Source organism: Mycobacterium sp. NGS57, assembly GCF_059812405.1.
Window position 1 is genome coordinate 190,163 of sequence record NZ_JCALCP010000001.1, and the last position, 20,985, is coordinate 211,147.

Annotated in this window: 22 protein-coding genes and 1 pseudogene; 17 read left to right on the plus strand and 6 right to left on the minus strand. The window is 68.0% G+C overall.

Translation table 11 applies throughout. From position 1 onward, the window contains the following. Positions 1-109 precede the first annotated feature (109 nt). The 3 genes from AC5Y43_RS00935 (at position 110) to AC5Y43_RS00945 (ending at position 4,757) form a co-directional block, all read left to right on the plus strand. Positions 110-2,377, plus strand: coding sequence for a polyribonucleotide nucleotidyltransferase (locus AC5Y43_RS00935; protein WP_499968361.1), 2,268 nt, complete (start codon positions 110-112; stop codon positions 2,375-2,377). Further along, positions 2,355-3,671 (plus strand): M16 family metallopeptidase, encoded by a 1,317-nt coding sequence (locus AC5Y43_RS00940; protein ID WP_499968363.1) that lies wholly within the window; start codon positions 2,355-2,357, stop codon positions 3,669-3,671. Before AC5Y43_RS00935 ends, AC5Y43_RS00940 begins: the two co-directional genes overlap by 23 nt. Before the next feature lie 63 nt (positions 3,672-3,734). After that, positions 3,735-4,757 carry a nitronate monooxygenase gene (locus AC5Y43_RS00945; RefSeq protein ID WP_499968365.1) on the plus strand — a complete coding sequence of 341 codons (1,023 nt, stop codon included), beginning with the start codon at positions 3,735-3,737 and terminating at the stop codon, positions 4,755-4,757. On the opposite strand, the gene ald is transcribed toward AC5Y43_RS00945, so the two are convergent. After that, the gene (gene ald / locus AC5Y43_RS00950; RefSeq protein ID WP_499968367.1) at positions 4,754-5,869 is read right to left on the minus strand and encodes an alanine dehydrogenase; all 1,116 of its coding nucleotides are present in this window, start codon (positions 5,867-5,869) and stop codon (positions 4,754-4,756) included. The two genes, AC5Y43_RS00945 and ald, sit on opposite strands and share 4 nt — an antisense overlap. Positions 5,870-5,936: 67 nt before the next feature. On the opposite strand from ald, the gene aldR reads away from it, so the two are divergent. The 5 genes from aldR to AC5Y43_RS00975 are packed head-to-tail and all read left to right on the plus strand — an operon-like array spanning position 5,937 to position 10,213. Next, on the plus strand, positions 5,937-6,449 hold the full coding sequence (gene aldR / locus AC5Y43_RS00955; protein WP_499968369.1) for an HTH-type transcriptional regulator AldR: 513 nt from the start codon (positions 5,937-5,939) through the stop codon (positions 6,447-6,449). A 7-nt stretch (positions 6,450-6,456) separates the two neighbouring features. Beyond that, a complete protein-coding gene (locus AC5Y43_RS00960; RefSeq protein ID WP_499968372.1) occupies positions 6,457-6,918 on the plus strand; it encodes an SRPBCC family protein in 462 nt (153 codons plus the stop codon). Between the two features lie 46 nt (positions 6,919-6,964). Further along, the gene (locus tag AC5Y43_RS00965) at positions 6,965-8,377 is read left to right on the plus strand and encodes a flavin-containing monooxygenase (RefSeq protein ID WP_499968374.1); all 1,413 of its coding nucleotides are present in this window, start codon (positions 6,965-6,967) and stop codon (positions 8,375-8,377) included. Positions 8,378-8,395: 18 nt separating this feature from the next. Next, the gene (locus AC5Y43_RS00970) at positions 8,396-9,304 is read left to right on the plus strand and encodes a metal-dependent hydrolase (protein ID WP_499968376.1); all 909 of its coding nucleotides are present in this window, start codon (positions 8,396-8,398) and stop codon (positions 9,302-9,304) included. A 3-nt stretch (positions 9,305-9,307) separates the two neighbouring features. Further along, positions 9,308-10,213 carry an alpha/beta fold hydrolase gene (locus tag AC5Y43_RS00975; protein WP_499968378.1) on the plus strand — a complete coding sequence of 302 codons (906 nt, stop codon included), beginning with the start codon at positions 9,308-9,310 and terminating at the stop codon, positions 10,211-10,213. Here the strand turns inward: AC5Y43_RS00975 and AC5Y43_RS00980 are convergent. Then, positions 10,192-10,704 carry a GNAT family N-acetyltransferase gene (locus AC5Y43_RS00980; RefSeq protein WP_499968380.1) on the minus strand — a complete coding sequence of 171 codons (513 nt, stop codon included), beginning with the start codon at positions 10,702-10,704 and terminating at the stop codon, positions 10,192-10,194. The genes AC5Y43_RS00975 and AC5Y43_RS00980 overlap by 22 nt on opposite strands. A 3-nt stretch (positions 10,705-10,707) precedes the next feature. Further along, on the minus strand, positions 10,708-11,265 hold the full coding sequence (locus AC5Y43_RS00985) for a TetR/AcrR family transcriptional regulator (protein ID WP_499969346.1): 558 nt from the start codon (positions 11,263-11,265) through the stop codon (positions 10,708-10,710). Between the two features lie 122 nt (positions 11,266-11,387). Here AC5Y43_RS00985 and AC5Y43_RS00990 point away from each other — a divergent pair, with 122 nt between their 5' ends. Then, positions 11,388-12,386, plus strand: a complete 999-nt coding sequence (locus tag AC5Y43_RS00990; RefSeq protein WP_499968382.1) for an aromatic ring-hydroxylating dioxygenase subunit alpha — start codon at positions 11,388-11,390, stop codon at positions 12,384-12,386. A gap of 5 nt (positions 12,387-12,391) precedes the next feature. Beyond that, positions 12,392-13,474, plus strand: a complete 1,083-nt coding sequence (locus AC5Y43_RS00995; RefSeq protein ID WP_499968384.1) for an NAD(P)H-dependent amine dehydrogenase family protein — start codon at positions 12,392-12,394, stop codon at positions 13,472-13,474. Positions 13,475-13,482: 8 nt separating this feature from the next. On the opposite strand, the gene AC5Y43_RS01000 is transcribed toward AC5Y43_RS00995, so the two are convergent. Beyond that, a complete protein-coding gene (locus AC5Y43_RS01000) occupies positions 13,483-14,844 on the minus strand; it encodes an HNH endonuclease signature motif containing protein (RefSeq protein WP_499968386.1) in 1,362 nt (453 codons plus the stop codon). Between the two features lie 117 nt (positions 14,845-14,961). On the opposite strand from AC5Y43_RS01000, the gene AC5Y43_RS01005 reads away from it, so the two are divergent. Further along, the gene (locus tag AC5Y43_RS01005) at positions 14,962-15,276 is read left to right on the plus strand and encodes a DUF732 domain-containing protein (protein ID WP_499968388.1); all 315 of its coding nucleotides are present in this window, start codon (positions 14,962-14,964) and stop codon (positions 15,274-15,276) included. Between the two features lie 6 nt (positions 15,277-15,282). Here the strand turns inward: AC5Y43_RS01005 and AC5Y43_RS01010 are convergent, their stop codons facing one another. Beyond that, positions 15,283-15,585, minus strand: a complete 303-nt coding sequence (locus AC5Y43_RS01010) for a DUF732 domain-containing protein (protein WP_499968390.1) — start codon at positions 15,583-15,585, stop codon at positions 15,283-15,285. Positions 15,586-15,717: 132 nt separating this feature from the next. On the opposite strand from AC5Y43_RS01010, the gene dapB reads away from it, so the two are divergent. The 5 genes and pseudogenes from dapB (at position 15,718) to AC5Y43_RS01035 (ending at position 18,497) form a co-directional block, all read left to right on the plus strand. Beyond that, positions 15,718-16,455 carry a 4-hydroxy-tetrahydrodipicolinate reductase gene (gene dapB / locus AC5Y43_RS01015; RefSeq protein WP_499968392.1) on the plus strand — a complete coding sequence of 246 codons (738 nt, stop codon included), beginning with the start codon at positions 15,718-15,720 and terminating at the stop codon, positions 16,453-16,455. Next, positions 16,452-16,901: a tetratricopeptide repeat protein gene (locus AC5Y43_RS01020; RefSeq protein ID WP_499968394.1), complete on the plus strand. Its 450-nt coding sequence runs from the start codon at positions 16,452-16,454 to the stop codon at positions 16,899-16,901. The genes dapB and AC5Y43_RS01020 overlap by 4 nt, the downstream gene beginning before the upstream one ends. Before the next feature lie 50 nt (positions 16,902-16,951). Beyond that, a pseudogene (locus AC5Y43_RS01025) lies at positions 16,952-17,116 on the plus strand (flavodoxin family protein); the annotation flags it as partial. 41 nt (positions 17,117-17,157) lie between these two features. Next, complete coding sequence (locus tag AC5Y43_RS01030) at positions 17,158-17,610, plus strand: flavodoxin family protein (RefSeq protein WP_499968396.1); 453 nt, start codon at positions 17,158-17,160, stop codon at positions 17,608-17,610. A 71-nt stretch (positions 17,611-17,681) separates the two neighbouring features. Next, positions 17,682-18,497: a trypsin-like peptidase domain-containing protein gene (locus AC5Y43_RS01035; RefSeq protein ID WP_499968398.1), complete on the plus strand. Its 816-nt coding sequence runs from the start codon at positions 17,682-17,684 to the stop codon at positions 18,495-18,497. Here the strand turns inward: AC5Y43_RS01035 and AC5Y43_RS01040 are convergent. Next, positions 18,480-19,334 (minus strand): hypothetical protein, encoded by an 855-nt coding sequence (locus AC5Y43_RS01040; RefSeq protein ID WP_499968400.1) that lies wholly within the window; start codon positions 19,332-19,334, stop codon positions 18,480-18,482. The two genes, AC5Y43_RS01035 and AC5Y43_RS01040, sit on opposite strands and share 18 nt — an antisense overlap. Positions 19,335-19,420: 86 nt before the next feature. Between AC5Y43_RS01040 and AC5Y43_RS01045 the strand changes: the two genes are divergently transcribed. Beyond that, positions 19,421-20,974, plus strand: coding sequence for a hypothetical protein (locus tag AC5Y43_RS01045; RefSeq protein ID WP_499968402.1), 1,554 nt, complete (start codon positions 19,421-19,423; stop codon positions 20,972-20,974). The last annotated feature ends 11 nt before the right edge of the window (positions 20,975-20,985 follow it).

Consider the following 20,985-nt stretch of genomic DNA (forward strand, 5'->3'; position numbering starts at 1 on the left):
CTTCGATCGATGGCCGTAGCCGTATTCAGACTCATTGCTCTCGGGTTCGCCCGCTTGTCCGCTGACGCGCGAAACCAGCTGAATACCCAGAGAGGCCACACGGGCACCCATGTCTGTAGCTGAAATTGAAGAGGGCGTGTTCGAGGCGACCGCCACCATCGACAACGGGAGCTTCGGCACCCGCACCGTCCGGTTCGAGGCCGGCCGGCTGGCCCAGCAGGCCGCCGGAGCCGTCGTCGCCTACCTCGACGACGAGAACATGCTGCTGTCGGCGACCACCGCGAGCAAGAGCCCCAAGGAGCACTTCGACTTCTTCCCGTTGACGGTCGACGTCGAGGAGCGGATGTACGCGGCGGGCCGCATTCCCGGCTCGTTCTTCCGCCGCGAGGGCCGCCCGTCGACCGACGCCATCCTGACCTGCCGGCTCATCGACCGCCCGCTGCGCCCGTCGTTCGTCGACGGCCTGCGCAACGAGATCCAGGTCGTGGTGACGATCCTGAGCCTGGACCCCAACGACCTCTACGACGTGCTGGCCATCAACGCCGCGTCGGCCTCCACCCAGCTGAGCGGCCTGCCGTTCTCGGGCCCCATCGGTGGCGTGCGCGTGGCGCTCATCGACGGCCAGTGGGTGGCGTTCCCGACCGTCGAGCAACTCGAGCGGGCAGTGTTCGACATGGTCGTCGCCGGCCGCATAGTCGGGGGCGGCGACCAAAAAGACATAGCGATCATGATGGTCGAGGCCGAAGCCACCGACAACGTCATCGAGCTCCTCGACGGCGGCGCCCAGGCGCCGACGGAAAGCGTTGTGGCCGAAGGCCTGGAGGCGGCCAAGCCGTTCATCGACGCGCTGTGCACCGCGCAGCAGGAGCTCGCCGACAAAGCCGCCAAGCCCACCAGCGACTACCCGACGTTCCCCGACTATGGCGACGACGTGTACTACTCGGTGTCCTCGGTGGCCACCGAGGAGCTGGCCAACGCGCTGACCATCGGCGGCAAGGCCGAACGTGACGAGCGCACCGCCGAGATCAAGGCCCAGGTGCTCGAGCGGCTCGCCGACACCTACGACGGCCGGGAGAAAGAGGTCGGCGCCGCGTTCCGCTCGCTGACCAAAAAGCTGGTGCGCCAACGCATCCTGACCGACCACTTCCGCATCGACGGCCGCGGCATCACCGACATCCGCGCGCTGTCGGCCGAGGTCGCCGTCGTCCCGCGGGCGCACGGCAGCGCGCTGTTCCAGCGCGGCGAGACCCAGATCCTGGGCGTGACCACGCTGGACATGGTCAAGATGGCCCAGCAGATCGACTCGCTGGGACCCGAGACGTCCAAGCGCTACATGCACCACTACAACTTCCCGCCGTTCTCCACCGGCGAGACCGGCCGCGTCGGCTCGCCCAAGCGGCGGGAGATCGGGCACGGCGCCCTGGCCGAGCGGGCCCTGGTGCCGGTGCTGCCGAGCGTCGAGGAATTCCCGTACGCCATCCGCCAGGTGTCCGAGGCCCTGGGCTCCAACGGCTCGACGTCGATGGGCTCGGTGTGCGCGTCCACGCTGGCGCTGCTGAACGCCGGGGTGCCCCTGAAGGCGCCGGTGGCCGGCATCGCGATGGGCCTGGTCTCCGACGACGTCGAAACCGAGGGTGGCGGTAGCGAGCGGCGCTTCGTCACGCTGACCGACATCCTCGGTGCCGAGGATGCGTTCGGCGACATGGACTTCAAGGTCGCGGGCACCAAGGACTTCGTCACCGCGCTGCAGCTGGACACCAAGCTCGACGGCATCCCGTCGAAGGTCCTCGCGGGCGCGCTGGCCCAGGCCAAGGATGCGCGCCTGACGATCCTGGAGGTGATGGCCGAGGCCATCGACGCGCCCGACGAGATGAGCCCGTACGCGCCGCGGGTGACCACCATCAAGGTCCCGGTGGACAAGATCGGTGAGGTCATCGGCCCCAAGGGCAAGGTCATCAACGCGATCACCGAAGAGACCGGTGCGCAGATCTCCATCGAGGACGACGGCACCGTGTTCGTCGGCGCCACCGACGGACCCTCGGCGCAGGCCGCGATCGACCGGATCAACGCCATCGCCAACCCGCAGCTGCCGACGGTCGGCGAGCGGTTCCTCGGAACCGTGGTCAAGACAACGGATTTCGGCGCGTTCGTGTCGCTGCTGCCCGGACGCGACGGCCTGGTGCACATCTCCAAGCTCGGCCGCGGCAAGCGCATCGCGAAGGTCGAAGACGTCGTCAACGTCGGCGACAAGCTGCGCGTGGAGATCGCCGACATCGACAAGCGGGGCAAGATTTCTCTGGTCCTGGTGGACGAAGAGGACTCGACGGACAGCACGGCCGCGCCCGCTCCTGCCGATGCCGCAACGGTCACCAGCTGATCCTGCGACCGCCCGGGCCCTGCGCCGCACCACGCTGCCGGGAGGCCTGCGGGTGGTCACCGAGTACCTGCCCGCGGTGCGTTCGGCCTCGGTCGGGGTCTGGGTCGGCGTCGGATCGCGCGACGAGGGTGCCAGCGTGGCGGGCGCCGCGCACTTCCTCGAGCATCTGCTGTTCAAGTCGACCCCGACCCGCACGGCGGTGGACATCGCCCAGGCGATGGACGCCGTCGGCGGGGAGCTGAACGCGTTCACCTCCAGGGAGCACACCTGCTACTACGCGCACGTGCTCGATACCGACCTCGAGCTGGCGATCGACTTGGTCGCCGACGTGGTGCTCAACGGGCGCTGCGCCCCCGACGACGTCGAGCTGGAGCGCGACGTGGTCCTCGAGGAGATCGCGATGCGCGACGACGACCCCGAGGACGCGCTGGGCGACGTGTTCCTCTCGGCGCTGTTCGGCGACCATCCGGTGGGCCGCCCCGTGATCGGCACCGCGCGTTCGGTGTCGGAGATGACGCGCGGCCAGCTGCACTCGTTTCACGTGCGGCGCTACACCCCGCAGCGGATGGTCGTGGCGGTGGCCGGCAACGTCGAGCATGACGCGGTGGTCGCGCTGGTGCGCGAGCACTTCGGGCGGCACCTGGTGCGCGGGCGGCGGCCGATCGCCCCGCGCAAGGGCGCCGGGCGGGTGAACGGCAGCCCCGGGCTGGCGCTGGTGAACCGGGACGCCGAGCAGACCCATGTGTCGCTGGGCGTGCGCACCCCCGGGCGCAACTGGGAGCACCGCTGGGCGCTGTCGGTGCTGCACAACGCGCTGGGCGGCGGCCTGAGTTCCCGGCTCTTCCAAGAGGTTCGGGAGCTGCGCGGCCTGGCGTACTCGGTCTACTCGGCGGTGGACATCTTCGCCGACAGCGGCGCGCTGTCGGTGTACGCCGCATGCCTGCCCGAGCGTTTCCCCGAGGTGATGCGGGTGACCGGCGAGGTGCTCGACGCGGTGGCGCGCGACGGCATCACCGAGGCCGAATGCCGTATCGCTAAGGGCTCGCTGCGCGGGGGGCTCGTGCTCGGGCTGGAGGACTCCGGCTCCCGGATGAGCCGCATCGGCCGCAGCGAGTTGAACTACGGCCGGCACCGCAGCATCGAACACACCCTGCAACAGATCGACGCGGTGACCGTCGACGAGGTCAACGCCGTGGCCCGCCGCCTGCTGGGGAAGCGCTACGGCGCCGCGGTTCTGGGCCCATACACCTCGAAACGGTCGCTGCCCCAACGACTTCGGACGATGGTAACGTAGCCTCAAATGTCCGCCTCCTTACTCGCGCCGTGCCGGCGCTCGCCGTCGGCGAACTAACTACCGATGGTACTGGGCTTCTGGGATATCGCGGTGCCCATCGTCGGTGCGCCGATGGCCGGCGGGCCGGGCACCCCGGCGCTGGCCGCGGCGGTGTCCAACGCCGGCGGGCTCGGCTTCCTCCCGGGCGGGTACCTGAGCCCGGAGCGGTTCGCCGCGGACATCGCCGCCGCGCGCGCGCTGACCACCGGCCCGCTCGGGGTCAACCTGTTCGTGCCGCAACCCAGCGTCGCCGACTGGGTCGCGCTGGACTACTACGCGGACGAACTCGAAGGCATCGCCGAGCACTACCAGGTGGAGGTCGGCCGGCCCGAATACGGTGACGACGACGACTGGGAGCGCAAGCTCGAGGTCATCGCCGACGTGCGCCCCGAGTTGGTGTCCTTCACCTTCGGGGCGCCGCCGCCCGACGTGATCCGGCGGCTGAGCGCGCTCGGACTGCTGGTGATGGTCACGGTGACGTCGCCCTACGAGGCCGGCGTGGCCGTGGCCGCCGGCGCGGACAGCCTGGTGGTGCAGGGTCCCGACGCCGGCGGGCACCGCGGCACGTTCGCCCCGGACCGCGAGCCCGGCACCGAGTCGCTGCACGACTTGATCGACCGGATCCATCGGGCGCACCGCGACGTCCCGATCATCGCGGCGGGCGGGCTGGGCACCGCGGCGGCCGTCGCGGGCGCGCTGCGCCGGGGGGCGGTGGCCGCGCAGGTGGGCACCGCGCTGCTGCTGTCCGACGAGGCCGGCACCAACCAGGCGCACCGCACGGCGATGAAGAACCAGCTCTTCGCCAAGACGATCGTCACCCGCGCGTTCTCCGGCCGGTATGCGCGCGGCCTGGAAAACGAATTCATCCGGCTGCTCGACGGCGTGGCCCCGCTGGGCTATCCCGAGGTCAACCAGATGACGCTGCCGATCCGCCGGGCGGCGACCGAACGGGAGGACCCCAACGGGATGGCCCTGTGGGCGGGAAACTCCTTCGCCGACGCCCGCCCCGGCCCCGTGGCCGACATCATCGCCGGTCTCGCCGGCTAGGCCAGCACGCCCGCCGGATCGGTGTGGGGCAGACCCAGGTCGCCGGCCACCCGTTCCGACAGCAGCGCGCCCTCGTGCGTCGAAAGCCCCTGGGCCAGAGCGGGATCCGAGTGGCACGCCGCCCGCCACCCCCGGTCGGCGAGCTGCAGCACGTAGGGCATGGTCGCGTTGGTCAGCGCGACCGTCGACGTCTTCGGCACCGCGCTGGGCATGTTCGCCACGCAGTAGAACAGGGTGTCGTGCACGGCGAACGTCGGGTCGTCGTGGGTGGTGGGCCGCGAGTCCTGGAAACAGCCGCCCTGGTCGATCGCGATGTCCACCAGCACGGCACCCGGCTTCATCTGCGCGACAACGGAATTCGCGACCAGCGTCGGGGCCCGCCCGCCGGGGACCAGGACGGCGCCGATCACCAGGTCCGCGCGCTTGACGGCGCCCTCGAGCTCGTAGGCCGACGAGTAGCGGGTGCCGACATGGCCGGCGAACTCCGCGTCGAGGCGGCGCAGCCTGGCGATGTCGACGTCGAAAACCAGGACGGCCGCGCCCATGCCGGCCGCGACCCGGGCGGCGTTGTAGCCGGCCGTGCCGGCCCCGACCACCACGACGTCGGCCGGCTTGACGCCCGGCACCCCGCCCATCAGGACGCCGCGCCCGCCGCGGGTGCGCATCAGGTGGTAGGCCCCGACCTGGGCCGCGAGCCGGCCGGCGACCTCGCTCATCGGCGCCAGCAAGGGCAGCGAGCCGTCGGCGGCCTGGACCGTCTCGTAGGCGATCGACGTGGTCCCGGACGCCAGCAGCGCGTCGGTGCACGCGCGCGAAGCCGCCAGATGCAGATACGTGAACAGGACCTGGCCGGCGTGCAACAACCCGTACTCGGCCGGCTCCGGTTCTTTGACCTTGAGCAGCAGGTCGGCGGCCGCCCACACCTCGTCGGCGGTACCCGTCACCTGCCCGCCCGCGGCCTTGAAGTCCGCGTCGGAGATGGCCGACCCGTCGCCGGCGCCGGCTTGGATCAGCACCTCGTGGCCGCGGTGGGTGAGTTCGGCGACGCCGGCGGGGGTGATGGCCACCCGGAATTCGTTGTTTTTGGTCTCCGTGGGAACGCCGACCCGCATCCCTCCAGTGTGAAGAAAGTTCACCAGTACGGCAAATATGCCGGTGATAATTCGGTACGGTGGCGCTATGCCCGTTTCATCTGCCGAGCCGGCGCCCCAGCCGAGCGATCCGTCGAAGGATGTTCGGCCCACCCTGGACTCGGTCGACCGCAAGATTTTGGGCCTGCTGCACGACGACGCGCGGATCACCAACAACGCGCTCGCCGAGGCCGTCGGGATCGCACCGTCGACGTGTCACGGGCGGGTCCGGCGGCTGGTGGACCTCGGGGTCATCCGGGGGTTCCACACGGACGTGGACCCGGTCGCCGTCGGGCTGCCGCTGCAGGCGATGATCTCGGTCAACCTGCAGTCCGGCGCGCGGGGCAAGATCCGCAGCTTCATCCAGCAGATCCGCGCCCGGCGCCAGGTGATGGACGTCTACTTCCTGGCCGGCGCGGACGATTTCATCCTGCACGTCGCCGCGCGCGACACCGAGGACCTGCGCGCGTTCGTCGTCGAGAACCTCAACGCCGACGCCGACGTCGCCGGCACCCAGACGTCGCTGATCTTCGAGCATCTGCGCGGGGCGGCACCGTTATGATCGGCGAATGGGTGAGCGGTGCGTGACGGCAAGCGTGCAGATCGATGCCCGGCCCGAGGCGGTGTACGGGCTCATCACCGACCTGCCGACGCTGGCCTCGCTGGCCGAGGAGGCGGTGGGCATGGAGTGGCGCAAGGGTGACACCGCCTGCCCGGGCGCGGTGTTCGTCGGACGCAACGAAAACGGCGACAAGCGCTGGACCACGAAGTGCACGGTCACCGACGCCGAACCGGGCCGGGTCTTCGCCTTCGACGTGCGCTACGCGGTCTTGCCGGTCGCCCGCTGGCAATACGACATCGCCGCTGCGGACGGCGGCTGCCGCGTCACCGAGAGCACCTGGGACCGCCGGCCCGGGTGGTTTCGCAAACTCGCCGGCAAAAGCACCGGCGTCACCGATCGCGCGGCCGCCAACGCCGAGCACATCCGGCTGACCCTGCAGCGGCTCAAGCAGCGTGCGGAAGCAGGATAGCCGCCCGGCCACACGTGATCCCGCGGTCGCCATCGTCGGAGCGGGGATGTCCGGGCTGTGCGCCGCAATCGCGTTGCTGCGCAGCGGCATTGACGACGTGACCATCTACGAGAAGGCCGGCGAGGTGGGTGGTACCTGGCGCGAGAACACCTATCCCGGGCTGACCTGCGACGTGCCCTCGCGGGTCTACCAGTACACGTTCGCCACGAAACCGGATTGGTCGCACATGTTTTCGCCCGGCGGCGAGATCCAAGCCTACTTCCGCGGCGTCGCCGACCAATTCGGGCTGCGGCAGCGGATCCGGTTCGGCACCGAAATCGCCGGCGCCCGTTTCGACGACGGTCGCTGGACACTGCGTACGGATGCCGGTTCGGAATCGACCGTGGACTTCCTGATCTCGGCGACCGGCGTGCTGCACCATCCCCGGTTCCCGTCGATCGACGGGCTGGACGACTTTGGTGGCCGGGTCTTCCACTCGGCGCGCTGGGACCATTCCGTCGAGCTCGCCGGCAAGCGGATCGCGGTGGTGGGCAACGGGTCCACCGGCGTGCAGCTGGTCTGCGGGCTGGCCGGCGTCGCGGGCAAGGTGATGCTCTTCCAGCGCACCGCCCAGTGGGTGGTGCCGATGCCCAACCCGCGCTACTCGCGCTTCGCCGACCTCACCCACCGGGCGGTCCCGTTCCTGGATCGGTTCGCCTACCGGGCGTACAGCCTCCTCTTCGACACGTTCGCGGTCGCACTGACCAAGCCGGGCCTGCGGCGCCGGATGATGGGCGGGCTGTGCCGGGTCAGCCTGCGCAGGGTGCGCGACCCGAAGCTGCGCGCGGCGCTGACGCCCGACTACCAGCCGATGTGCAAACGGTTGGTGATATCGGGCGGGTTCTACCGCGCGATCCAGCGCGACGACGTCGAGCTGGTGACCGCCGGCATCGACCACGTGGAAGCCCGCGGCATCGTCACCGACGACGGCGTCCTGCACGAGGCCGACGTCATCGTCCTGTGCACCGGGTTCGACACCCACGCGTTCTTCCGGCCGATGCACCTCGTCGGCCGCGACGGTGTCGCGGCCGACGAGGTGTGGCGGGAGGGGCCGCGGGCCTACCAAACCGTCGCGATGCCCGGCTTCCCCAACTTCTTCATGATGCTGGGGCCGCACAGCCCGGTGGGCAACCACTCCCTGACGGCGGTGGCCGAGTCCCAGGCCGACCACATCGTGGCGTGGATCCAGCGTTGGCGCCGAGGCGAATTCGACACCGTCGAGCCGACCCAGTCGGCGACCGAGAGCTACAACGCGCGGCTGCGCGCCGCCATGCCGGACACGGTGTGGACCACCGGCTGCAACAGCTGGTACCTCAACAAGGACGGGGTGCCCGAGGTATGGCCCTTCACGCCCGCCGAGCATCGGGCCATGCTGGCCCGCACAGATCCCGGCCAATACGCTTACACTCACCAGCACTGAAAGGGCAGGGGGCCGACGATGTTCACCGTCGACGACCAGGCAGCGGGTCCGCATGACACGTCTGTGGACCACGAGCGGCTCGTCCTCGAGGCGCGCGACGTCGAGTTCGATTGGACGGGACTGCCTTTCCACTACGTGCCGGGCGAGCCGTTCGCGACGCACGTCCTCAACGTCCTGCATCTGCTGCTGCCCGCCGGCGAGGAGTTCTTCGTCGACGCGTTCAAGAAGGCCCTGCCATTGGTCAAGGACGATCAGCTGCGCCTGGACGTACAGGGCTTCATCGGTCAGGAGGCCACGCATTCGCGCGCGCACGCCAACGTGCTCGCCCACTTCGCGGCCTCCGGCGTCGACCTCACGCCCTACACCGACCAGGTCCGGTGGCTGTTCGAGAAGCTCCTGGGCCCGCGGCCCCAGTGGGGTGCGCGACGACAGCACAGCTGGCTGCTCGAGCAGGTGTCGATCGTGTCGGCGATCGAGCACTACACCGCCATACTCGGCGAGTGGGTGCTCGACGCGCCGGCCCACGACGCCATCGGCACCCACCCGGTGATGCTGGACATGCTGCGCTGGCACGGTGCCGAGGAGGTCGAGCACAAGGCCGTCGCGTTCGACACCATGAAGCACCTGCGGGCCGGCTACTGGCGGCGGGTGCGCGCGCAACTGGTTGTGGCGCCGGCCATGCTGCTGCTGTGGATCCGCGGGGTCCGGTTCCTGTATTCGGTGGACCCGTACCTGCCGCCGGGCAGCAGGCCGCACTGGTGGAACTACCTGCGGGCGGCCCGGCGCGGTCTGGTGCCCGGGCCGCTGCGCTTCGTGCGGGTGGTCTTCGACTATTACCGGCCGGGATTCCACCCGTCGCAGTTGGGCGGCCTGGAGCGGGCGGTCGACTACCTGGCGGTGTCGCCGGCGGCGCGCGCGTCGCGCTGACCGATGGCTACCTCGTCCGCATCATCCTCGCGCGTCACCGCCTCCGACGGTGTCACCCTGGCGGTGCACCGCTACACCGAGATCGATCCGGCGCGCCCGACCATCCTCGCCATTCACGGTTGGCCCGACAACCACCACCTGTGGGACGGGGTGGCCGCCCAACTGCGAGGCCGCTACAACGTGGTGGCCTACGACGTCCGCGGGGCAGGCGAATCCTCCCGTCCCGCAAAGCGATCCGGCTATGTGTTCGCGCAGCTGGTGTCCGACATCGGCGCGGTGATCGACAGCCTTGGCGTCGGCCGCGTGCACCTGCTGGCCCACGACTGGGGCTCGATCCAGGCCTGGGCGGCGGTCACCGACGACTCGGTGGCGGCCCAAGTCGCGTCGTTCACCTCGATTTCGGGTCCGCACCTGCGGTATGCGGGTGCGTTCCTGCGGTCGGCGCGCACGCCGCGGGCCGTGGGGCAGGTCGCGCTGCAGCTGCTGGGATCGGCCTACATCGCCTTATTCTTGTGCCCCGGCGTGCCTGAGCTCGCGTTCTTTTCCCGGATCGGCGTGAAAGTCCATCAGGCACTGGAACGCATCGGCACCCAGGGCACCTGCCGCCCGTCGCGGTCGCTCGCCGACTACGTCAACGGCCTGGGCCTGTACCGGGCGAACATGCCCGGCCCGATGCTGCGGCCCGGTCCGCGGCTGCCGCAGACCACCGTCGCCGTGCAGGTGCTGGCGCCGCGGCGGGACATCTTCGTGACGCCCGCGCTGCAGCGGTTCACCGGCGCAATTCCGCCCGGCGGCAGGGTGATTGAGATCGACGGCGGGCACTGGGTGGTCGCCTCGCAGCCCGACGCCATCGCCCGGCTGACGGCCGAATGGGTCGAGCGGACCCGTCAGCGACGCCTGAGCCGGTAGCCAAGGTGGGCCACCTGGATCCCGGGCAGCGGCTCCCAGGTGAGGGTGCGGCCGTCGGCGCGAAAGTCGTTCTTCTCGTAGAAATTACGTGCCTTGGCGTTCTGTTCGGCGCACCACAGGATCGCGTCACCGCTGGGATGTGCGCTCAGCACTTCGTCGAGTAGGCGGCCGCCGAGTCCGTGCCGCTGGCAGTCGTCCGCGACGTACAGCGCGTCGATCTGCAGATCCTCGGGATCGTCGGCATCCGGGCCGAAGATGGCCACACCGAGCGTCCGGTCGCCGGCCTCGGCGACCCACATGCGCCACCCTTCGCGGTTCAGGCTCTGCGGGTAGACGTCGGCGACCCAGCGCTTGGCCGGGCCGAGCAGATCCAGCACCGCGGGGATCAGGATTCCGGTCCAGGACTGTCGCCACACCGGGTAGTGCATGTCCGCGACGCGCGCGTAGTCGTCCGGAGTGGCCTCCCGGATCGAGATGTCGGCGGCCGCCACGGGTCAGGGCTCCAGATAAGCGGCCAGTGCGTTGGTCAGGCCCCGGCGCGCCAGGTCGAGGTCGGCGTAGGAGCCCAGCTGACGCTCGGACACCAGGCCGCGCATCGCACCGGGGATCAGGGCGGCCACCTCGCGGACGCGGTCCGGGTCGACGTCGAGACCGGCGAAGGCGTGCTGGCAGGTTTCGAGCCAGCTCTTGCCCCAGGAGACCAGCTCGGCGGCGGTTCGCGGGTAGAGGCGCTCGAGCTCACGCGGGTCGCGGGGGAGCGCGGCGCGCAGGTTTTCGATCGCGCGGGAATCCGCGGAGGCCAGGCCGCGGTAGAGGGTGTCGACGATGGCGCCGACCCGCTCGCGCAGGGGGACGTCGCACGGCCCCGGTGCGGAGAACGTCGCGGCGCGCCGCTCGGCGGTGCGGTGCAGCACGGCGGCCCAGAAGCCGTCGGTGTCCCCGAACTGGTACTGCACCGCCCCCCAGGTGGCCCCGATGTCCTTGGCGATGCGATTGGCCGACACCGATCCCGGCTCGCCGGAGGCCAGCGACTTCAGCGCCGCCTCGAGCATGCTCTCGCGCGTCGCGTGGCCGCGCCGGTTGGGGCGCCTGCCGGAGACCTTGGTTTCGGCCACCGGCCTAGCCTAGCATTTTCATAGAGGGTACTGTGATTCCGTGCATGGAGGGCAGTTCGATGGCTAAGCCGCCGTTGTCGATGAAGCCGACCGGGTGGTTCCAGGTCGCCTGGTGCGACGAGATCGGCGTCGGCGACGTGCACAAGATGAAGTACTTCGACCAGGAGATGGTCGCCTGGCGCGCCGAGTCCGGCGAGCTCACCGTGATGAACGCCTATTGCGAACACCTCGGCGCGCACCTGGGTTACGGCGGCAAAGTCGTCGGCGAGGCGCTGCAGTGCCCGTTCCACGGCTGGCAGTGGAGCCACGAGGGCCGCAACGTCTGCATCCCGTACCAGGACCGGCCCAACCGCGGCCGGCGCATCCGCACCTACCCGGTGGCGGAGCGCAACGAGTCGGTCTACATCTGGCACGACGTGCAGCGCCGCGAGCCGTTCTTCGACGCGCCCGACGTGTTCGCCTCCTTCGGCGACGGCAGCGGCGGCCGCGACTATTACCCGCAGCAACGGCTCTACCGGGCGACCTTGGAGCTGCATCCGCAGTACGTGCTCGAAAACGGCGTCGACTTCGCGCATTTCAAGTACGTGCACAACACCCCGATCGTTCCGGTGTTCACCCGCCACGACTTCGCCGACGCGGTGTCCTTCGTCGACTTCACCATCACGTTCGAGGGCGACGACGGCCAAAAGATCGAGGACGTCAACAGCGGAGTGCAGGCCATCAACGGCGGCCTGGGCATCGCCGTGACCAAAAGTTGGGGGATGGTCGACAACCGCACCATCTCCGCGGTCACCCCCGTCGACGACACCACCTCCGACGTCCGGTTCATGGTCTACATCGGGCGGACCCCGGGCAAGGATCCCGCGCGGGCCGAGCTGAGGGCGGCCGAATTCGGCCGGGAGGTGATCCGTCAGTTCGAGCAGGACATCGAGATCTGGCAGCACCAGCGCTACTCGGACCCGCCGGCGCTGGCCACCGACGAGTACGCGGGCTTCACCGCAATTCGCGCGTGGGCCAAGCAGTTCTACCCCGAGGCATTCGCACCGCAGAGAGGCTGAACAGAATGAGTACAGCGCCGATCCGCGTCTTCCAAGTCGCCACCGGAAACGTCGGCACCGAGATGATCAAGCGGCTTGGCACCCAGCCAGACCTGGAACTCGTTGGCCTGCACTGCTATTCGCCGGACAAGATCGGGCGGGACGCCGGCGAGATCGCGGGTATCGCGCCCAACGGGGTGAAGGCCACCGGCAGCGTCGAGGAGATCATCGCCGCCAAGCCGGACGTACTGACCTTTCACGGGGTGTTTCCCGACGAGGACCTCTACGTCAAAGTGCTCGAGGCGGGCATCAACATCGTCACCACCGCCGATTGGATCACCGGCTGGCACCGCGACAAGAACCACCCGCACCCGTCGGGGAAGCCGGTGACCCAGCTGCTGGCCGAGGCCTGCGCAAAGGGCGGCGCCACGTTCTACGGCACCGGCATGAACCCCGGCGTGAACCAGATCCTGGGCGTGGTGTGCTCGGCCGACGTCGCCGAGATCGAGAACATCACCACTATCGAGTCCGTCGACGTGTCGTGTCACCACTCCAAGGACACCTGGATCGAGGTGGGATACGGCCAGCCGGTCGACGATCCGGAAATCCCCTCCAAGCTCGAGAAGTACACCCGGGTGTTCGCCGACAGCGTGCTGATGATGGCCGACTGCTTCGATCTGCCGCTCGACGAGGTCACGTTCAGCTACGAGCTCGGCGCGTGCACCAAGGATGTCGACCTGGGCTGGTACACGCTGCCCAAGGGCTCGCTGGGCGGCAACTACATCCGCTACCAGGGCATGGTCGACGGGGTGCCGCGCGTCGAGACGCACCTGGAATGGCAGATGACCCCGCACACCGACCCGAGTTGGAACATCAAGGGCTGCTACATCACTCAGATCAAGGGCGACCCCTGCATCTACAACAAGCACATGATCTTCCCCAAGCCCGGCGTCGACCTGTCCGACCCGGCCAGCTTCGCCTCCATCGGCATGACCGTCACCGGCATGCCCGCGCTGGCCTCGATCAAGTCGGTGGTGGCCGCGCCGCCGGGGCTCCTCACCAGCGCCGACCTGCCGCTGCGCGGCTTCGCCGGGCGGTTCAAGAGGTAGCCGGGGTATCAACCCGGCTCGTCTTCGTCGAAGAGGCGTTCGGGGTGGTGATAGTCGTTGGTGCGTTTCTGCCCGCGGTCCAGGCCGGGAGGGGGGATCCACTCGGTGCGCCCGTCGGGCAGTTTTCTGGTCCGCCAACCCATTTCGAGCAGCTTGTGGTTGGGCGGGCAGGCGAAGGTGAGCCTGTCGGCGTCGGTCCTGCCCCCGGCGGCCCACTCGTCGATGTGGTGGACCTCCGACCAGTAGCCGGGCACGTCGCAGCCAGGGTGGGTGCAACCGCGGTCCTTCGCGTACAACACAATCCGCTGATCGGGTGAGGCGATCCGGCGGGTACGGCCCAGATACAGCGGGCGTTCGGAATGCTCGTCGAAGATGGCGAGGTAATGCCAGGCGTGGCTTGCCATCCGGATCACGTCGCGCATCGGCAGCAGGGTTCCGCCTCCGGTGACGGCGTGTCCCGCGGCCGCCAGCAGCTCCTGCAGGGTGGCGGAGGCGACGACGGCCACCGGTAAGCCGTTGTGCTGGCCCAGTTTCGGATCGCCCAGCTGGCCGCGGACCAGGGCGTTGAGCGCGTCGTGTTGGCGCTGGGCGTGGCTGCGCGCGTCCCTGTTGACGAACACCTCGGCGGGTTCGCCGTCCACACACGGGAATTCGTCATCCGGGTTGCACATGCCGGGCGCCGCGAACCGCGCGAACCAGGCGTCGAGGTTGGCGCGCAACTCGGGTGAGGCCACCAGCCTGCCCACGCTCATCTTGTCGGAGCGCTGACCACACCAGGCAAACCCACGTTGGCGCGCGCGGTCGGAGTCGGAGAACTTCCCGTCGGGGTTGATCCGCACCGCCCAGCGGTTCGCCACCTTTTGCAGCTGGTCGGGCCGCAGCTCCCGCGCCTGGCGGGCCAGGAATCGCTCGGTCTTTTCCACGATGTCGACCGGCGTGGCCTCCGGCAGGTCGCGGAAGAACGTCTGGATCACCCGCAGGTGCTGACCGTCGAGCATGCCGTCGCGCCACGCGGCGGCGGTGGCCGGCAGCTCGGGCGGCAACTCCTGACCGGTGAGCGTCAATCGCGGCGAGAGCTGTCGGGCGTCACCGAGCCGGCGGCTCGCCTCGGCGCAGCTGATCCGCAGCCAGTCGGCGATCACCTTGTGGACCGGGCCGCCGACGTGGGCGGGGTCCTCCCTGTCCAGGCCCGCCATCACGTCGTGGCTAGCCGCGATCTGCCGTCGGCGCGAGGTCTCCATCCGCTCCAGCGCGCGCAGCCGGAGGGCAGGGGCCAGGGCGCCGAAGTCGAGCGAGGCGATCGCGGCCACGGCGGCGTCGAGCGCGTCGAACGCGGCGGCGACGTCCGGCGCGGCGTTAATCGAAAGCATGTTCGAAGGCTATCCATCCGTAAGGCGGCCGGCCACCGGAAAACCCGCGCCTGTGGACGAACCGCCAACTGTGGATAAAGCGCCCGGGCCGCGGCCAAAACGCTACGATGCGGCACCATGACGCGCGGGATTTCGGCGGTAATCGTGGCGCTTTTGGCCGGGATCGGTCTTGCGATACCAGCGCGCGCCGATGATGACGACACCGCGTTTCTCAACGCCGCCCACGACCGCGGCATCACCATGGAACACGGCGACCCCGAACTGATCGGCTTCGCGCACAACGTCTGCCGGCTGCTGGCCGACGGCTACGGCATGAACTCGCTCGTGGACAGCGACGAGCTGCACGAGGCCAACGGCATCTCGAACGACGACGTGAGGTTCATGGTGCAGGCGGCCGCCACGTCGTACTGCCCCGAATACGCGGTGCCGTAAGACCGATCAGGCGTTGGGGCACAGATCGGCTACCGCGTAGCCGACGAGCGCGTTCGCCTGGTCGGGGGTGAGCCCATTGGCGCCCAGCGTGGCGTCGGAGCGTTGCAGGGCGATGCCCACGAGCTCCGCCGGCGAAGCGCCATAGGTGATCTGGTTGCACAATTTCTGGCCGACCTGCAGCAGTGCGGCGTCGCCGCCGTCGACGTCATGGATACCGACGTTGTGCAGGTGGTCGAGATAGCTTGTGGCGTCGGCGTGCGCCGGCGCGGCCCAAGCCAATCCGGCAATCAGCAGAGGGCCGGTGATCACCGCTAAACCCATTGATCGTGCCGCCATAGCTCGTCTCCAGAATTGGCTGCGATAAATATGAGAATAGCTCTGCCAACTGTGAAATAGCTTCCAAATTCGGGGGACGGCGACGCCCCGTCTAGGGTTGAAGCCATGCGGGTAGGCGTGTTGGGGGCCAAGGGCAGAGTCGGCGCGACGATGGTGGCGGCTGTGCAAGCCGCCGAGGACCTGACCCTGTCCGCGGAGGTGGACGCCGGCGACGCGTTGAGCCTGCTGACCGACGGCGACACCGAGGTGGTCATCGACTTCACCCATCCCGACGTGGTGATGGGAAACCTGGAGTTCCTGATCGCCAACGGAATTCACGCCGTGGTGGGCACCACGGGCTTCACCCAGGAGCGTCTCGGGCAGGTGGAGTCCTGGCTGTCCGCCAGCCCTGACACGTCGGTGCTGATCGCCCCGAACTTCGCGATCGGGGCAGTGCTGTCAATGCATTTCGCCAAACAGGCCGCGCGGTTCTTCGACTCCGTCGAGGTCATCGAGCTGCACCACCCACGCAAGGCCGACGCGCCGTCGGGCACCGCGGCGCGCACCGCGAAACTGATCGCCGAGGCGCGAAAAGGCATGCCGCCCAACCCCGATGCCACCAGCACAAGCCTCGAAGGCGCCCGCGGCGCCGACGTGGACGGCATACCGGTGCACTCCGTGCGGCTGGCCGGGCTGGTCGCACACCAGGAGATCCTGTTCGGGACCGAGGGCGAGACGCTGACCATCCGCCACGACAGCCTCGACCGCACCTCGTTCGTGCCCGGCGTGCTGCTGGCCGTGCGGCGCAGCACCGAACGCGCCGGCCTCACCGTCGGCCTGGAACCCCTGCTCGACCTGACATGACCAAGGCGCTGCGCATTCAGCTGCTGATCGCGTTCCTGTGCGTGGCGATGCTGGTGTACTTCGTGTTGCTGGGCCGCCTGGCCGTGGCGATGGTCGGCTCGGGCCGCGCCGCCGCCGTCGGGTTGGGCGCGGCCCTGTTGGTCATGCCGGCGATCGGGCTGTGGGCGATGGTCGCCACCCTGCGGGCCGGTTTCGCCCATCAGCGGCTGGCCCGCCTGATCGCCGACGACGGGCTCGAACTCGACACCAGCGCGCTGCCGCGGCGGCCCTCGGGCCGCATCGAGCGCGACGCGGCCGACGCGCTGTTCGCCGCGGTGCGCACCGAGGTCCAGGCCGACCCCGACGACTGGCGGCGCTGGTACCGGCTGGCCCGGGCCTACGACTACGCGGGCGACCGCCGCCGCGCCCGCGAGGCCATGAAGACCGCGGTGGAACTCGGCCCGTGACCAAGACGCTGCTGATCGTGCACCACACCCCGTCCCCGCACTGCCAGGAGATGTTCGAGGCGGTCATGTCCGGGGCCACCGACCCCGAGATCGAGGGCGTACAGGTGGTGCGACGTCCCGCGCTGACCCTCGCGCCCGCCGACGTGCTCGAGGCCGACGGCTACGTGCTGGGGACCCCGGCCAACCTGGGCTACATGAGTGGGGCGCTCAAGCATTACTTGGGCGAATACCCGCTTAGTAGACATTGGGCAAGCTAGTGGCCCGTCTGCTGATCATCCACCACACTCCGAGCCCGCACTGCCAGGAGCTGTTTGAGGCGGTCGTGGCTGGGGCGACGGACCCCGAAATCGAGGGCGTGGAGGTCGTCCGGCGGCCGGCGCTGACGGTTTCGCCGGTCGAAATGTTGGAGGCCGACGGCTACCTGTTGGGCTCTCCAGCGAACCTCGGATATCTCAGCGGGGCCATGAAGCACGCCTTCGATCAGTCGTACTACCAGCTCCTCGACTCCACTCGGGGCCGACCCTTCGGGCTGTGGCTGCACGGCAACGAGGGCACCGAGGGAGCCGAACACGCGGTGGACGGAATCACGGCCGGCCTGGGTTGGGTGAAGGCAGCGGAGTACGTGGTGGTTTCGGGCAAGCCGACGAAGGCCGACGTTGAGGCTTGCTGGAATCTGGGCGCGACGGTCGCCGCGCAGCTGATGGGTTGAACTTGACTGAACTTGTATCCCCGCATAAGGGAACGATTCCTCGGGAATCGTTCCGTTCCATCCTGCTTGAGATGGTCTACCGAGGTGGCGGGGCCGATCCACCCGATACGGTATACGCAACGGGATCGGCGTTCTTCTACAAGGTGGGAGAAGAAGACTTTCTGATTACAGCCCGTCACAACTTCACGGGTTGGGATGACGTAAACGATGCGCCGCTTTCATCTCGGGGCGTCGGGCCAACCCACGTCAGCATTGGGTTTTGGCCACCGCAACCGGCGGGCGGCTATGAGCTGACCGACCCCCTCGTGATCAGCCTGTTCAAACTGCCGCTGTATGACGATCCTGATGAGCACGGCGACCGAGCGCCTCGCTGGCTGGAGCACCCGACCTACGGCTCGAAAGTCGATGTAGCGGCGATGAAGGTCAACATTCCTGAGACACCCGAAGTCCTCTATCTCCCTTGGGAAGCGGGCACCCCTAGCATCGCGTACTCAGACGCAAAACTCTGGGTGACACAGAACGTGACCATCGTCGGCTATCCCTACGGTTTAAACAACAACAACTTTCCCGTCTGGGTGCGTGGTTCAATCGCATCGGAACCCGAATTTCTATATGTCAATGAGTCCGGCGAGGGACTGCCTCTCTTCCTGGTCGATGCACGCACTCGTAAAGGTCAGTCTGGCTCGCCCGTAATCCTCTTCCGCCACCCTGGCGAAGTAGTCGCGACGGGCCCAAACTCAGCTGGTGTCACACGTGGAACCCAATCCAAATTGCTCGGCGTCTACTCGGGACGCGTCAACAAAGACTCTGACTTGGGATTTGTCTGGCGAATCGGCATAGTGGACGAAATTTGCCGTGGGGGCGCATTTTCAACGTTCAAGGGGTAGGCACGCCGGTGCCTCCCCATCGTCGTCGTTATCGCCGTCCCAGGACTCGACGTCGCCGAGCACTTCGGTCAGGGCGTCGTGTGGCGACTTCCAGACCTCGGGGTCCAGAGGCTTGGTCAGGTCGGTCGGCACCGGCACGCCCACCGCAGACACGTACGCTTTCACGGGTTCATCGACGCTGGTCATCGTGACGACGACGGCATCAGTGAACACCTCGGGATCGACAGTCAACAACCCCTTGTCTATCAGCGCCCTGATCATGATCTGCGTATAGATCACGCGGTCGCAGATGCGTGCGATGCCGGGGGCGGCGGCGTGGTAACGCTGGTTGATGTCGAGGTCACGGGTGACTGGCGATTCCGGCGACTTCGCGTGCACGACATCGCCATAGAGCCAGGCGTACATCAGTTTGCGGTCGGTAATTGAGCCGCTGGCAGTGGCCACCCAATACGCCTGGGCGTCGAGGTTTGCGTCGATCACCGACCGCCAGTAGTCGTGCCACCAGGCCAGGTCGATCTCTTCGTTGAGCTTGTCGGTTCCGATCAGCTCTTCAAGCGCATTGAGCACCTTTTCGTAGTAGATCGGGTCTGAGGCCAAAATTAGTGGGCGGACCCGGCTTGCCAGCGATTCCATCGCCTCCTCGGGTGGGTACTCGGCTTTGCGTCGGTAGGTCTGCTCGCCTGTATTCGTGTTGACCGTGATGGTGAGATCGATATGGCCGTCGTTCAGCTTCGCCATGAGCTGCGCCTGCTCGCGGATCAGCGAGTGCGACAACACCCGCCGGGTGCGAAGCAGGAAAGCTTCGACGGTGGCTTGGGGAGTCGGTCGTGAGGCCATGAGACGCACTCTAAGGCCGAGGGCCGACACAGTTAGGGAGCGCGTCGTCACGGAAGTCTGTCGGGTGGTCGCGCAACAATCAGCTCATGGTCTCACCCAACACCACCCCGACCGCTCTGGTGATCCCGTCAGACGGCCCTCATTCGAAGTTCCTCCGCTATGCGCGCGCTGTCGCCGAGGAGCACCCACCGCTGTTCCCGATCACGCCCGCGACGCGGCCTCTGGTCGTCGGGCTGGATCTGCGCACCCTCGGCCCGAAACCCGAGGACTATCAAAACCTGGTGCACATCCTCCGCCGGGATGTGGTCACGCCGAAGCTGATGGTGTACGACGATGACGACCGCGATCTGGCCGCAGCGTGGATGCAGGCGTGCGAGGTCGATGAGCGTCATGTCATCCACTACACCGATCCCGAGAGCGCCAGCCGGTTCATGGATGCGATGGAGTTCGGCGTCTCGACCATGCAGGGCGAGGAGCGGCAAGGGTGGCGCAACTGCCGTTTCTTCGACGTCTACGCGCTGATGGATGCTCAGAAAGCGTCAACAACCGATCTGAGCATCGAAGACCGTCTACGCGCCGCGGTGCTCGCCTCCGCTGGGTTCGGTCTGGGCACCGATGTGATCGTGTCGCTTGGCCCCGCAGTGGGACGTGCTGACGTCGGCGACCACGACATCGTCACGATGGTCACACCCGACGATCTGCACCCCGTATTCGGCCACTACCTCCGGATGACCGGCAACCGGACGGTAGCGGAATATCGTTCCGGTGGATCATTTTTGAGTGTTGTCACGATGAAGCCACCTTCGGTGAAGGAGATGTACGACATCGGGCTGTTGAGCCTACTGGGTTGGCTGGACATGTTGCGCTGGGTCGCCGTCAGTCTCCGGGACAGCCAGGCGGTCTCCGAGATTGACACCCTGCAAACACGAGTCCGTCGCGCGGCTCGGGCGCTTGATGAGGTCATCGCTGCATTGAGCCGAACCAACGGGCGTGACGCCGCCCCCTCCGTGGACACCATCGAGTTTGTAAGCGAAGCGTTCGACCGCGAGATGCTTTACCTCATGGCAGTTTTCGACGGGTACGGGCGCGCCTTCGTGCGATGGCTGGAACCGGCCGCGGGCACGAATCTACGCAAGTCACTGCACTCAGCCCAGACGCTCGATGACTACGTGGACCCGAACTACCCCGGTGCGCCACAGCTGACCCGGCTGCGTGAATTGCAACGATTCGCGTTTGCGTGCTCCCAGCTGCGCAACCGAATACACGAAGCCGTGCTACCCACCGGGGCGTTCACAACTCGGGCCTACGGCTCGGCTCAAGCCATCGCTATCGACCTTGGCCAGACCGACGTTGAACTAACCCAGGAACTAGTTGACCGCCTCGGCGTCTGGCAAGCGACGCCACTGAACGACATGTTCGTCCAGCCGACGACCGTGGCAGACGTCGCCACCACCGCGGTCGAGTTGTTCAGAGCCAGCCTCGAGTACGTCAACCTCTTCACGCATCTGATTATGTGCACCAAACCGGCGAATGCTCCCGCCGCTGCTGAGCTGTTGGGCAAGGTGACCGATGACGGATATCGACCGCCGAAACCGCACCCCACCCAGGCGCTTTACCGTCAGCTGTTCCGTTGGGATTGAGTTCAGTCTCA